At 66.9% G+C, this 13,903-nt stretch carries 9 protein-coding genes and 1 riboswitch; of the genes, 7 read left to right on the forward strand and 2 right to left on the reverse strand.

Annotation, left to right across the window (positions count from 1 at the left end; genetic code table 11):
* Positions 1-57: 57 nt before the first annotated feature.
* From OXI49_13510 to OXI49_13525, 4 genes are read left to right on the forward strand one after another with little or no spacing between them, the layout of a single operon-like run.
* Positions 58-1,506: a sulfatase gene (locus tag OXI49_13510; protein MDE2691529.1), complete on the forward strand. Its 1,449-nt coding sequence runs from the start codon at positions 58-60 to the stop codon at positions 1,504-1,506.
* The gene (locus tag OXI49_13515) at positions 1,503-2,408 is read left to right on the forward strand and encodes a glycosyltransferase (protein ID MDE2691530.1); all 906 of its coding nucleotides are present in this window, start codon (positions 1,503-1,505) and stop codon (positions 2,406-2,408) included. Before OXI49_13510 ends, OXI49_13515 begins: the two co-directional genes overlap by 4 nt.
* On the forward strand, positions 2,409-3,878 hold the full coding sequence (locus tag OXI49_13520) for an oligosaccharide flippase family protein (GenBank protein MDE2691531.1): 1,470 nt from the start codon (positions 2,409-2,411) through the stop codon (positions 3,876-3,878).
* On the forward strand, positions 3,875-5,428 hold the full coding sequence (locus tag OXI49_13525; GenBank protein ID MDE2691532.1) for a hypothetical protein: 1,554 nt from the start codon (positions 3,875-3,877) through the stop codon (positions 5,426-5,428). The genes OXI49_13520 and OXI49_13525 overlap by 4 nt, the downstream gene beginning before the upstream one ends.
* Before the next feature lie 69 nt (positions 5,429-5,497).
* Here the strand turns inward: OXI49_13525 and OXI49_13530 are convergent, their stop codons facing one another.
* Complete coding sequence (locus tag OXI49_13530; protein MDE2691533.1) at positions 5,498-6,430, reverse strand: class I SAM-dependent methyltransferase; 933 nt, start codon at positions 6,428-6,430, stop codon at positions 5,498-5,500.
* A gap of 268 nt (positions 6,431-6,698) precedes the next feature.
* Between OXI49_13530 and shc the strand changes: the two genes are divergently transcribed.
* The 3 genes from shc to OXI49_13545 are packed head-to-tail and all read left to right on the forward strand — an operon-like array spanning position 6,699 to position 11,816.
* Positions 6,699-8,684: a squalene--hopene cyclase gene (gene shc, locus OXI49_13535; protein ID MDE2691534.1), complete on the forward strand. Its 1,986-nt coding sequence runs from the start codon at positions 6,699-6,701 to the stop codon at positions 8,682-8,684.
* Entirely contained in the window at positions 8,681-10,690 is a 2,010-nt protein-coding gene (locus OXI49_13540) for a cytochrome P450 (protein ID MDE2691535.1), read from the forward strand. Before shc ends, OXI49_13540 begins: the two co-directional genes overlap by 4 nt.
* A gap of 13 nt (positions 10,691-10,703) precedes the next feature.
* On the forward strand, positions 10,704-11,816 hold the full coding sequence (locus OXI49_13545) for a sulfotransferase (protein ID MDE2691536.1): 1,113 nt from the start codon (positions 10,704-10,706) through the stop codon (positions 11,814-11,816).
* Here OXI49_13545 and OXI49_13550 read toward each other — a convergent pair.
* Positions 11,813-13,681 (reverse strand): TonB-dependent receptor, encoded by a 1,869-nt coding sequence (locus tag OXI49_13550; GenBank protein MDE2691537.1) that lies wholly within the window; start codon positions 13,679-13,681, stop codon positions 11,813-11,815. The genes OXI49_13545 and OXI49_13550 overlap by 4 nt on opposite strands.
* 83 nt (positions 13,682-13,764) lie before the next feature.
* A riboswitch (cobalamin riboswitch) is annotated at positions 13,765-13,890 on the reverse strand.
* Positions 13,891-13,903 lie beyond the last annotated feature (13 nt).

Raw genomic sequence — 13,903 nt, forward strand, 5'->3', positions numbered from 1 at the left:
ATGCACTACACTCGCTGGGCCGCCCCTCCCCCGACTGCTAGTCTCCGGCAGGAAGCCATGCGATGTTGCCGCCTGCAAGCGCTGGCCCTCCTTCCGCTTGCAGCGCTCGCCCTGGCCTGCGGCGCCGATCCTGAGTCGGCGCTCGAGCCGGCGGCCGAGGCACCGCGACGCGTCTTCCTGATCACGGTCGACACGCTGCGCGCCGATCACCTGGGCTGGCATGGCTATCCCCGGAACACGAGTCCGCGGCTCGACGAATGGGTCGAGCGGGGAGTCGTCTTCGAGCGGGCAATCGTCCAGTGGCCGAAGACCGGACCGTCCTTCGCCTCGATGTTCACTAGCCTCTACCCGCACACGACCGGACTGATCAACACGGCCGCGCAGACGATCCCCGACGACTACGTCGCGCTGCCGGCCTGGTTCCAGGAACGCGGCTTCACGACGGCGGCGGTGATCTCCAACCCGGTGCTGAGCCGGGAGCTCGGTTGGGGCCGCGGCTTCGACCACTACGAGCAGACCTGGGTCGACCAGGCGACCCTCGACGCCGTCGACGAACTCCCGGTCGAGCAGCGGCCGATGGCGTTCCGGCGGCACGTGTGGGCCGACCGCGTGAATGAACTGGCCCATCCCCTGCTCGCCTCACTGGCCTCCGAGGAGCAGCTGTTCGTCTGGCTGCACTACACCGACCCGCACGCCCCCTACCTGCTCCAGCCCGGAACCGAGAACCCGTTCATCGACGACGAGCACTACACGAGCGACCAGATCGTCGATCTCACCGGCGCCGAGGGCCGCGCGCTCGGCGACCAGCGGGAACTCCGCTACTACGTCGCCCAGTACGACGCGAATGTGTGGGTGACCGACCGGGCGATCGGCGCCATGCTGGACGAGATCGACGCCCTCGGCATGGGGGACGGGAGCCTGTTCGTGCTGACCTCCGACCACGGAGAAGAGTTGAACGAGCACGGCGTCCCCTTCGAACACGGTCCGGTGCCCTACAACAGCAGCGTCCACGTGCCGCTGGTCCTCGTCGGCGAGCCCTGGGTCGACACGGGCGCACGCGTCGAGCAGCCGGTCGAGTTGATCGGCCTCTTCCCCACTCTGGTCGAGCTGCTGGGAGAACCGATGCCCGAGGGCTTCGAGGGCCGCAGCTGGGCACCTCTGCTGCGGGGACAGCTCCAGGCCGACGAAGCCGAGACCGGCGCCGATTCGGATCCGATCGCCTACGCCGATGCCGGGGCCTACCAGCGTCACCTGCGGAGCATCCAGGACGGTGAGTGGCAACTCGTCCTGCGTCCGCCGAACCGGGACCATGAGAAGCCGACGATCGAGCTCTACCACCTGCCGTCCGACCCGCTGCAACTCAAGGACGTGGCCTCCGAGTTTCCGGATGTCATGGACCGGCTCGGTCGACGCCTGAGCAGATGGATCCGCGATTCGCCGCAGAACGTCACGCCGCACACCGAGGCCGCGCGCAAGGCGCTCGAGGCGATGGGCTACCTGGAGTGACGGAGGACGAGGCAGGGCCGCGGCCGTTCACGATCGAGCGCGTCAGCGTCATCATCCCCTGCCTGAACGCCGCCGAGACCCTGGACGCGCAGCTCGAAGCGCTCCGCCGGCAGACCTGGCGGGGCGAGATCGAGGTGCTGGTCGCGGACAACGGGTCGACCGACGGGTCCTCCGAGCTCGCTGCGTCCTGGCGCGACCGGCTGCCCGGCCTGCGCGTCATACCCGCCGCCGACCGCAAGGGGCCGGCGCACGCCAGGAACGTCGCCGCGGCGGCGGCAACGGGCGACGTCCTCCTGTTCTGCGACGCGGACGACGTAGTCGCCGAAGGCTGGATCGACGGCCTCCTGCCTGAGCTGGAGCGCCACGAGGCCGCGGCGAGCCGCCACGAGATCGAGCGTCTGAACGGCGAACAGGCGCGACGGTTGCACGGCGACGCCGCGCAGCAGCACGGGCTGTGCAGCTACACCAACCCGCCCTTCCTCGACCACGCGGGCGGCTCCGGCTTCGGCATCCGGCGCCACGTCTTCGAGGCCCTCGGCGGTTTCGACGAGGAGTACGTTGCCCTGGAGGACACCGATCTGTGCTGGCGCCTCCAGCTCGCAGGCCACCGCCTCGTCTTCGCTCCCGAGGCGGTCGTCCACGTGCGGTTCCCGGCGACCCTTCGGGGCGCTTTCCGCCAGGCGGTCCGGTACGGGCAGTACAACGTGTACATCTACACGCGGTACCGACCGCGCGGCATGCCGCGGCTGCAGGCGTTGCCAGGCCTGCTGCGACTCGGGTCGCTGCTGCTTCGGAGTCCACAACTCCTATCGAGATCGGCCCGGGGCCGGTGGATCTGGCTCGCCGGCTGGAGGTTGGGGCGGCTCTGGGGCTGCCTGAGCTACCGTACGATCGCGTTCTAGGTGGAATCGAACCCGCATCAAGACTCGGCTCAGGCGGAGCCGGGGGCGAAGCAGCGGCTGCTGCACTCCTCGGTCAGCGCCTATGGCTCGATGCTGCTGCGCTTGCTACTTGCGTTCGCCGCACGCGCCATCCTGGCCCGGCTGATTCTCCCGGAGTTTCACGGGCTCTTCGACCTCGCGCTGCAGTTCGTGGTGATGGCCTCCGCAATCCGCGACCTCGGCCTGACCCACCACCTCATGCGCGATCCGCGCGAGTCCTACGGCACAGTGCTCGCCTGGAGCCTGAGTGTAGGCGCCGCCATGTCCCTGGCCCTGGTCGCATTCGCCGGCGTCTTCTCCTACCTCAATCCGGACCTGCCGAATGTCCTGCGCGGTCTGGCCGTGTGGATCGTCATCGATGCCGCGATCATGGTCTACCGGACCTTCTTCGAACGGCGGCTCCGAATCCGCGAAATCGCCGGCTTCGAAATCCTGCGCAGCCTCGTGTACGGCCTGATCGCGGTCGGCCTGGCCCACCTCGGCGCCGGAGTCTGGTCTTTCGTGGGCGGCGAGTTGCTGGCATCGGCACTCTTCGCCGTTCTGCTGCTGTGGCGAGCGCGAGGCCGGGTCAAGCTAGACGTCGACTGGCAGCGACTCCGAGGCCTGCTCCGCGCCAGCCGCTACCTGTTCGTCGTCTGGGCCGCGGCCCAGGTCTTCAACCGCATCGACATCTACATCATCGAGATCTTCTCGACCACCACCTTCGTCGGCTACTACGGTCAGGCCTACTACTTCGCCTTCCTGGTCGCCCTGACCGTGACCCCAAGGCCGCTGTTGCCAGCCCTGGTCGAGTTCCGCGAGAAGGCTGCAGAGTTCGCGGAGACCCTGCGGCTCGGCACGCTGGTCTTCCTCGCCGGAATCGTCGTCTCGGCCTACTTCCTGTTCTTCAACGCCGAGAAGGCAGTCCAGGTGGTTCTCGGGCCCGGGTGGGACGACACGGTGCCGCTACTTCGCGTTCTCTGTCTGGTACCCCTGGTCGATGTCTTCACGACAACGGGCGGCGAAGCGCTGAAGGTGCAGAACCGGGACCGCCTGTGGGTGACCACGGTAGTGCTGAACATGCTGGCTCTCATCGGCTTCGGCTTCCTCTTCACCTACCTCTGGGGCCCCATTGGCATGGCCTGGGCGAACTTCCTGCGCATCGGCAGTTTGTTGATGTTCCTCAAGGTGCTCGGCATCTTCGCGGGCCGACGACGCCGGCTGGTCGCCAGTCTTGCCCAGGTCTACCTGCTGCCCCTACCGTTCTTCATTGCCGTCGCGGTCTTGCTGCCGACAGGCAGTTGGGCCCGGCTGATCGCCAGCATCGCGGCGGCGGCACTCGCCGGCGGCCTCCTGACGCTTCGCTTCCTCCCCGATTACCGGCGGTTCTTCCGCACCGCCACGACCGGCGCCGAGACAGCGGGCGACGCGGACATCGGGACGACCTCGTGACGGATCGCCGAACGCTCAGACTCCTCGGCGCCTCGGCGGCAGCCCTGCCGCTGCTAACCCTCCTGTTCCTCCCGATCCGCACGATCGACGACGCCTTCATCACCTTCCGCTACGCCCGCCACCTTGCCGACGGCAACGGTCTGGTCTTCAACCTCGGCGAGCGCGTGGAGGGGGCGACCAGCCTGTCGTGGACCCTGCTGCTCGCGGCAGTCGAGACGATTCGTCTGCCGGTTGAGCCGGCGGCGTTCGTGCTGGGCGTGGCTTTCGCGCTGCTGGCGCTGCGCGAGTCGTATCTCCTCGGCCGCAGCCTTGGCGCCTCAGTCGGCGCCTGCCTCGCCGCGGTCGCGCTGGTGGCGGTCCATGGCCGCTTCTGGCTGGTTGCCGGCAACGGCCTGGAGGGCGGCCTGTTCGCCTTCCTGGTCATCCTCGTCGCGCGCAAGACCATCGAGGAAGCGGACACGCGGCTGATCGGCGTCCTTCTGGGGCTGCTCTTCATGACCCGGCCGGAGAGCCTGGTCGTCCTGCCGATCGTCGCCGGCTATCAGTTGCTGGGAACGTCCGAATCCGCCGAGAGGACGGAAGCGCGTACCCGAGCCGTCACCCTTTCGGTTGCGGCTCTCGCGGTCGTCGGGGCCGTCACGATCTGGCGGCTCGGCTACTACGGCGCCCTCCTGCCCAACTCGGTGGCCGCCAAGTCCGCCGTCTCGGCCGGAACCGAGACGCTGCTGGCCAATCTGGTGTCGGGCCTGTCCTATACCGTCCGCTTCGAGATCGCTCACGCGCCCCTGATCCTCGGCGCCGCAATCGCACTGGTCCGAAGGCCCGCGAACCGGGCCCTGTGGTTCTGCCTGCTCGTGGTGGTGTCCGAGTTGCCGGCCGTCCTCGTCAACGGCGGCGACTGGATGCCTCACTACCGGCTGTTGACCGTGTTCGCACCGGTGCTGGCGGCTCCGCTGGCCCTCTGCCTCTCAAGTGCGTTCGAGGACTGGGACATGCCGGGCCCCGCCAGACGGCGCTCAGCCTGGGTGCTCGCCGTGCTGTCCGTGAGCGCCGTCTTCATGCTCAGCCGCAGTCCCTGGCAGACCACACCCGGCCCGCGCTTCACCTTCCATCCGATCACGAGCTGCTACCAGTTCATGGCGACCCGCCTGAAGCCCCACCTTGCGCCCGGCGACGTCGCCGCCGCCGAAGCGATCGGGCTCTTCGGCTGGATCCTCGACGAAACGACGATCCACGATCCTCTCGGCCTGACCTCCACTCATCACGCTCGCCACGGCGAGTACCACCTGAACTGGGGTAAAACCGACTACGACCATCTCCACCAGGTCCGCCTCGCGGTCCTCGTGCTCCACGAGGGCTCGGTGGTGACCCCCGGGAAGATCGACCGCGGCACCGACGGCCGCTTCGCCCGCGACTACTCCGCCTGGTTCGTCAGCCAGCAGCCGCCCTGCGCGCCGTACCGGCTCATCGTGTACATCGACAACGAGCGACTGGAGCGCCTTCGCCCGGCACTCGCCGGCCTCGCCATCGAGCCCCTGCCGACCGGCTAGGAGTCAACGCCGCGTCTTCGCAGCGCTGACTCGCATGGGACTCGCCGCCCACTGGGCGGCACTACCAGCTCAGCCGGCAGGCAACCGCCGGCGCAACCAGATCGAGCCAAAGTGGGTGTCGTAGTCGTCCACTTCGACCGGGCGGTAGCCGGGAATCGTTCGCTCCAGGTAGGGCTCGTCGAAGTGACGAATCATCGGCGCGGAGAGCACCACCTCGAACTCCCGGTTGAAGCTCAGGAAGGCCTGCAGGACCATCGCCTCCGTGCGGTAGAGCGGCCACTTGGCGAGAAAGATGTACTGCTCGGCCGGGTAGGGAGTGTTGTAGGGGAAGTGGATGTCATGGATGTGGACCACGACGCCGGGCCGCAGCCGCGGCAGCACCTCGAGGAAGAGAAACGCCACATCCCCACCGAGCTTCAGCACGTGGGTCGAGTCGATGAACAGCACGTCGCCCGCGTCCAAAGTGTCGAAGAGTTCGAGGTCCGTGGCCTCGACCTTTGAGACGACCGCGTTCACGGCCGGCCCCTCCAGTTCGCTCAGCCGGCCGGTCGGGAACGGATCGATACAGGTCATCTCGCAGGCACGTCCGTCACGCCCGTTCGCCGCCCCGGCCAGCCACGCGTAGTAGGTCGAGAGGCCGGACCCGATCTCGACATAGCGCGCCGGCCGCAGGTCCCGCACCATGAGGTACGTCGTCAGCGCGTCGATGACCGGGAATCCCGGGCCGTAGCCCAATGCCCTGATCTCACTGTGCGGCGGCAGTTCCTCGAACTCTCCGCCATGGGTCTCGACCAGGGCTGCGAGCAGAGACTTCATCGCCTCCAGGTCGTAGTCGACGCCTACCAGCTCGCTCGGTCGGTCCCACGACTCCCGGGACTCCGCCACCTCTGACAGCACCGGCAACGGCGAGTAGAAGTCGGCCGTCCGCGCCACGTTCCACCCCAACCGCCGCAGGGCGGCGAACAGGGCCGCGTGCAACCGGCGGTAGATCGTCCTCAGCACGTTGACCATCGGATGCCGACGATAGCCCGTTCGGAACTCAAGGAGCGAGGCATCGCCTCGCGCATTTCCGCCGCGCGATCCGGAGTCGGCCACCTGTGTCGATCCGCCGGGACAAGCCACGAAAACATCGCTCGAAGAGACGACAAATTCGCCAAAATCTCACACAGCCTCCTATAGGCTCCCCGTTCGGTCGGACAGCTTCAACGGACAGAGTTCAATTGAGTCGCCCCGCTCAACGTAGTGCCGCAACTCCTCGCCGAGGTGCCCGGTGATCGGCCCCGCAGCAGTTCTCAAGGAACGTCCGAAGACAGCACCGGCCCGAAACCTCAGCCAGGCGATCGAGGCCGCCGTTCGCAACCTCCTGAGCAGTCGCAAGGAGGATGGTCACTGGCGCTTTGAGCTCGAGGGCGACACGATCCTCGAATCGGAATACGTTCTGCTGCTCTACTTCCTCGGCCGCGTCGACGATCCGAGAATCGCCGCCTGCTGCCGGCGCCTGCGCAGCCAGCAGATGCCGACCGGCGGTTGGACGACGTATCCAGGCGGACGGGTCGATCCAAGCGTGTCGGTCAAGGCCTACCTGTGCCTGAAGCTCGCCGGCGACGACCCGCGTTCGCCGCATATGGCCGCGGCACGCCGCGCGATCCTTGGCGCGGGAGGGCTGCGTGCCTGCAACTCGTACACGAAGTTGTACCTGGCGATCTTCGGCCTGTGGCGCTGGCGGCAGGCGCCGGCGGTGCCCCCGGAGATGATCCTCCTGCCGCGGTGGTTCTGCTTCAACATCTACGACATGTCTTCGTGGACGCGGGCGATGGTCGTGCCGCTGTCGGTGATCTGGGCCCACAGGCCAAACGTACCGCTCGACGTCACGCTGGATGAGCTCGAGACGGAGTTCGTCCCCGCTCCTGTTCGGCCTCCGCTGATCAAGCTGTTCTGGGCGCAGGGGTTCACCGCGCTCAGCGCGCTGCTCAAGGTGGTCGAGTGGATCGGCCCTCTTCCCTGGTGGCGGCGCCGTGCCCTGCTGAAGGCCGAAAGGTGGTTGACCGAGCGCATCGAATGCGCTGACGGTCTAGCCGCGATCTTCGGGGCGATCGTCAACGCCGTCATCGCCTTGCGGTGCCTGGGATACGACGTGAGACATCCCCTGGTTCAAGCTCAACTGAGGGAACTCGAACGGTTCGAGATCGAGGAGGACGGGGAGATCCGCCTCCAGCCGTGTCTGTCGCCGGTCTGGGACACGACCCTGACGGTGAACGCGTTACTCGATGCCGGCGTTAACGACGGGAAGGCCCTGATCCAGGGAGCATTGGAGTGGCTGCTGGACCGGGAGGTCTCGGTCGCGGGCGATTGGAGCCACGGAAGTCTCCAGGAGGCACCCGGCGGTTGGAGCTTCGAGTACCGGAACGACTACTACCCCGATTGCGACGACACGGCGGAGGCACTGCTGGTCCTGGCCCGGGTCCGGGGCAATGGCGCGCTGGAGGCGCGGCGGCAAGATGTACTGGCCCGGGGACGGTCCTGGCTTCTGGGTATGCAGAACCCCGATGGCGGTTGGGCCGCCTTCGACCGGCGCTGCGACAAGGAGGTCCTCACCTTCATTCCCTTCGCCGATCACAACGCGATGATCGACCCGAGCACGCCTGACATCACCTCCCGGGCGATCCGCGCCCTGCTTGCTGCGGGGCTCGATCCGGACGAGGCGTCGGTCAGGCGGGCCGCCGAGTACCTGCTGCGGCAACAGGAGGAGGACGGAAGCTGGCCGGGGCGCTGGGGCGCCAACCACATCTACGGGACCGGGCTCTCGCTCCGGGCCCTCGGTGAGTTCGCCTTGGCGGCGCCCCACGACCGATCGGAAGCCTTGGAGCTGGCGTTGAGGCGCGGCCGGAGTTGGCTGCTCCGGGTCCAGAACGGAGACGGGGGATGGGGCGAGTCGCTCCGTTCCTATGAGGATCCGACCGCCAGGGGGCGCGGAAACAGCACGGCATCCCAGACGGCCTGGGCGATCTTGGGCCTGAGCGCGACCGTCGGAGCGCGGTCGGAACCACGCGAACCCGGCGCGGCTCGCGCGGCGCTGGACCGTGCCGCCGCCTTTCTTCAGGAGCGTCAGCGGATCGACGGTTCCTGGTACGACCACTGGTGGACCGGTGTCGGGTTTCCGGGAGTCTTCTATCTCCGCTACCACGGCTACGCGCAGTACTTCCCGCTCGCGGCGCTCGCTGAGTATCGCCGCGTTCGATCAGGGAGCCGGGGATGACGATCAGGTTCGCCGAGGAGATTCTCCTGCTCATCCTCGACGAAGAGCACGGCGATCTGCCGAAGTCCTACTCGGAGCACCTTCTGGACATCGTCGTCGCCGGCGCCGTGTTGATGGATCTGGCACTGGAGGGACGGATCGACACGGACCTCGAAAGACTCGTCCTGGTGGACTCGACGCCTCTTGACGACGAGCTTCTCGACCCGACCCTGGCGGATGTAGCGACCGGCCCGGGCGATCGCAACGCGGACTACTGGATCGCCCGCACCGCGGAGCGGGGCAACGAGATCCGTGAGCGTGCGCTTGCTCGCCTGGTCGAGAACGGAATCCTGGAAACCGATGCCGGCGGCATGTACTTCTCGTCCGCCGTCTCGCGTTCCAGGCGCTATCCGACCCGTGACGGGCGCCAGATGGAGGAAGCGCGCCTGCGAATCATGCGGGTGCTGTTCAGCGACGAGATACCCGATCCGCGCGATGTCGTGCTCATCTGCCTGAGCGACGCCAGCGGCGTTCTGCGTCGCCTCCTCACGCCGCAGGAGAGGAGCCGGCTGCGGGCACGGATCGAGCAGATCCGGAAGCTTGACCTGATCGGCCGCTTCCTGCTCCCGGTAATTCGCCAGAACCGTCTCGCCGAGCCGGCGCCGCAGGCGGCCCGGCCGCCAAGCGAGATACCTGAAGTGAAGGGTCTGCCGCTCCTCGGCAGCGCCCTCAGCATGACCGGGGATCTGAGCATCTTCTTCGCCAGACAGTACAAAGAGTTGGGCCCTGTCTTTCGCGTGCGCGCCCTGAACCGGCGCCTGCTCGTTCTGGCCGGTCCGGAAGCCGTTCAGTTTCTGCAACGCCAGGGCAAGGCCCACTTGCGAACCGGCAACGAGTGGCTGCGTTTCAGTTGGGAGATGGGGGCCTCCAAGACGATCATCGCCCAGGAGGGCCCCCCACACGTCCGCATGCGCAAGACGATGGCCCCGGGCCTTTCGCCCCAGTGCCTCCAGGAGCGCATGCCGGACTTCATGCGCATCACCCGAACGGAAATCGCCGGCTGGCTCCAGGGCGGTCCCGTTGCCGCCCGCTCCGCGCTTCAGCGCATGATCACTCGCCAGGCCGGCGCACTGCTGGCCAACCTCGACATGGTCGACGGCTCCGACGACCTGGACCGCCTTCTAGGGACGATCCTGGACGTGGAGGTGGCGCGACGACGTCCAAGGTGGTGGCTGAAGCTCCCGCGGGTGTCTCGCGCTCGAAGGTCCTATCGGGCGCTCTTCGAGGAGATCATGGCAGTGCACGAGCGACACAAGCCGTCTGGCGGACCATCGAACGTAGTGGACGATCTGCTCGATCTTCACCGAAGAGACCCTCGGCTGCTCCCCGAAGAGGACCTGCCGGGCGTCGTCGGGTCCATCCTCATCGCGGCGCTTCACACGGCGGCGTACACAGTGGTCTTCGCCCTCTACGAGGCGCTGAAGCGCCCCCGGTTCCTGAACGCGATGAGGGCCGAAGCGGACGCCCTGTTCGACAGCGGAGCCGCAGCCGCGCCTCCACTGTCACGACTTGACGTCACGAACCGCTTCGCGATGGAGACCATGCGGGTGTACTCGATCACGCCCGCGGTGCTGCGCCGTGTAACGAACTCGTTCGTGTTTGCCGGCCACACGATTCCGGCCGGCGCAGACATCGTGATCGCCTACGGAGCAGCGCACCATCTGCCGGAGCACTTCCCCGATCCGCAGCGTTTCGACATCGACCGGTACACGCCGGAGCGGGCGGAGCATCGGGCAGCCGGTGTGTACGTTCCGTTCAGCGCGGGAGCGCACAGTTGCCTGGGAAAGGGCCTCGCCCAGATTCAGATCGCACTGACCCTTGCGACGATCTTCCATGAGGCCGACCTGGAGATGAGGCCCCCGGGCTACAGGCTGAAGGTCTCCTACGGTCTGTCGCCCAGGCCGGCCGATTCCTTCAGGTTCGTCGCGCGGCGCAGAAGAGAAAGAGACGCCTCCCTCACCGCCTGAGGAGGAGACTCCAGTGCCCGGCAAAGACAAGGTCCTCCCGCACTCGAGCACGATGGCCCCTCCGGGCACATGGCTGCGCCTCCTCTGGGAGAACGGCGGCGCCCCGCCGGCCTACTGGGGCAAGGTGGCGCGGATCCTCATTCCGACGACGCTGGCTGCTCCTCTACGGATCTTCGAACGACTGCGCTGGGGCGGGGCCGTCGCCCGCGTGGAGATCGACAAACCGCCCGTCTTCGTGCTCGGCGTTGCCCGCAGCGGCACGACCCATCTGCTCAATCTGATGTCGCAGGATCCCCAGTACGCCTGGATCTCGACCTTCCACGCCGCCGTGCCGACCTTCTTCCTCACCGGCCGTGGCCGGTTGAAGCGCCTCATGGCCGGACTCGCGCCGGCGACCCGGCCGATGGACAACATGAAGGTGTCCATGGACATGCCGGTGGAGGAGGATCTGGCAGTCGCCAATGCGAGTCCTTTCTCTTCCCTCCATGCGCTCTCGTTCCCCCAGCGGGGAGAGTGGTACTTCAACAGGTACTGCTTCATGCGAGGCCTTTCGGCCAGGGATATGAAGCAGTGGGAGCGCGTCTACATGGAGGTGCTGCGCAAGGCGACGCTGGATGCCGGCGGCCGGCGGCTGGTGCTCAAGAGTCCGGCCAATACGGGGCGGATACCCCATCTCTTGCGCCTCTTCCCGGACGCGCGGTTCATTCACATCGTTCGCAATCCGTACGTCGTTTACGAATCCCTGGCGCACATGTTCCGTTCCGTCATACCGATGCACCAGCTTCACTCGATCACCGAGGAGGCTCCGGACGACCTTGCGCTCTTCCTCCTGCGGGAGACCCTGCATCAGTACCTCGAGGACCGTGCATCCATCCCGAAGGGACAGCTTGCGGAGCTGCGTTTCGAAGATCTCGAGCGGAATCCGCTGTCGGAGCTCGAGGCCGTCTACGCAACGCTGGACCTGCCGGGCTGGGAGGCGGCGCGGGTCGGGATCGAGAGCTACCTGAGCGGAATCGCCGGCTATCAGAAGAACCGCTACGCAATCGATGCAAGCACGGTCGAACGTGTCCAGCGGGAGTGCCGGTTCGCACTGGACACATGGGAGTACCTGCCGCCCGACGGCTAGCGCCGTAGCAGCCGCAAGCCGACGACGAAGGTGCGACCAGGCGTGACGTAACCGGGAACCTCGAAGTAGTCCTCGTCGAGAGCGTTCTCGATGCGGACGAAGGGCTGCCAGAGGGACCGGGTGTAGCTGAGGTTGAGGTCGACCTTGGTGTAGTCGTCCATGACGGCGCCGTCCGAGTTGACACGGTCCGACACCACCGCGGCCATCACCGCCGCCGAGAACCGTTCCGTCGGCCGCAACTGCGCCACCAGGGTCGTGCGGTTCTTAGGCCGCCGGGCCAGCGGATCGCCCGTCGACTCGTCTTCCGTCTCGTTGTAGGTGTGAGACAACTCCAGGCTGTAGTCGACATTCGGGCGGTAGCGCAGCGTGAACTCGGCGCCGCTCGAACTCGCATTCGCCACGTTGCGGAAGGAGAACGTCGGGAAGTAGAACTGGATCAGTTGATCGAACTCCATGTCGAACCACGTGAGATCGGCGCTGACGCCCGACTCGCCAAAGCGCTGCTCGACGCCGATGTCGAAGCCCTCCGTGGTCTCGGGCAGCAGATTCGGGTCGCCCGAGAACGGATAGTAGAGTTCGTTGAAAGTAGGCGCCCGGAAGGCCGTGCCGTAGCTGCCGTGGACACGGCCCTGTCCCTCGGCCCACGAACTCGCAAAGGTGACTCGGTGGCTGGTCTCCGACCCGAACGCCGAGTGCTCGTCGCCGCGCACGGCGGCCGTGACGTGCGTGTTGTCCGTGATGGACCACTGGTCCTGCACGAACCAGGAGTCGAGGTCGGCTTCCTCGTCGAAGTTGCCGGCGCTCACTCCCTTGCGCGTTTCGGTCGAGTAGCCCAGGTTGAGGACGTTGTCGGCGCCCAGCATCACGTCCGACTGAAGGTCTATCTGCTGGATCTGCGAGTCGACCGTGTAGTTGTTCCAGAACGTGTCCGGATCGGTGCCGACCAGGAGTCCTTCGGTGCGACCGATTCGCGCGGTCTGGCGCCAGAAGGAACCAAGAGCCTTCTCGACCGTGAGCGCGAGGGTCTCGTCGTCTTTCGCGGCCATCGCATTCAGATCCTCGGGACCGAAGCCGTCGAGCGCGGTATCGCCGCTCGCGGAGCGGGCCCGCAGGTCGACTCGGCCATCCTCGAGGAAGGTAGCGCCCAACCGGGCGCTCAAGGTCTGGTTCTCGAAGGGATCGTCCTCCAGGGGCTGGCCTTCGATGTAGCGGTGGGAAACCGCGTCGGTGCTCAGGTCGGTCCCGGAGACGCTGTAGTCCCACACGTCGGTGGCCCCAAGGAGGCCGAAGTCGAAGCGCTGGTGCTCGTTGCTGCCCGCCTCGGCCGTCGCGTTCAACCGCCAGCCGGGTTCGCCCCGCCTGGTCGTGATGCTGATCACGCCGGTCATCGCCTCGGAGCCGTACGTCGCCTGCGGCCCGCGAAGGACCTCGATTCGCTCGATGTTGGCGGCCAGCATGTTCGAGAAGTCGTAGCTGCCACCGGTGACCGAGTTGACCCGAACACCGTCGACCAGAACGGCCGCCTGGCCGCCGGTGCCGCCACGCACCCTCACGGTCGCAACCTTCCCCGGGCCTCCGGTCTGGGTGACCTCGACGCCCGGCACGGTTCGGAGCAGATCGAGGACCGCCACCTGGTTTCTCTGCTCGATCTCCCCGGCGTCGATCACCGTGACCGCGCTGCCGACCTCGGAGCGAGGCGCCTCGTAGCGGTTCGCGCTGACGACGATCTCCTCCGCGACGATCGGGGTTCCTTCTTCGGTCTCGGCTTCTTCCTCGCCAAACGTGATCGTCGGCGCCAGCATCAGCACGGCCAGCACGACGCCCAGGCGCCTGCGCACCGATTCGGTTTCTGTTCGACTGTTCATTCGGGCTCTCCTCCCCCTCTCGGGATTCCTGCTCCGGGCGGCCTTCCGGGCCGGTGGAGCATCGATTGCCTCGGCAGGCAGTCAGGTTTCCTGACTTACCTTCGTCCTACTGACCGGCCCTTCCCATTCCTGTGCGGAACAGTGGTCAATCGCCGGCTTCGTCCGGATCACAGTCGCGGGGCGGTGGGAGATTCTCACTCCCCTTCCCTCGATCTGCCTGCG

It is taken from the genome of Acidobacteriota bacterium, from assembly GCA_028875725.1.
Classification (GTDB): Bacteria; Acidobacteriota; Thermoanaerobaculia; order Multivoradales; family Multivoraceae; genus Multivorans.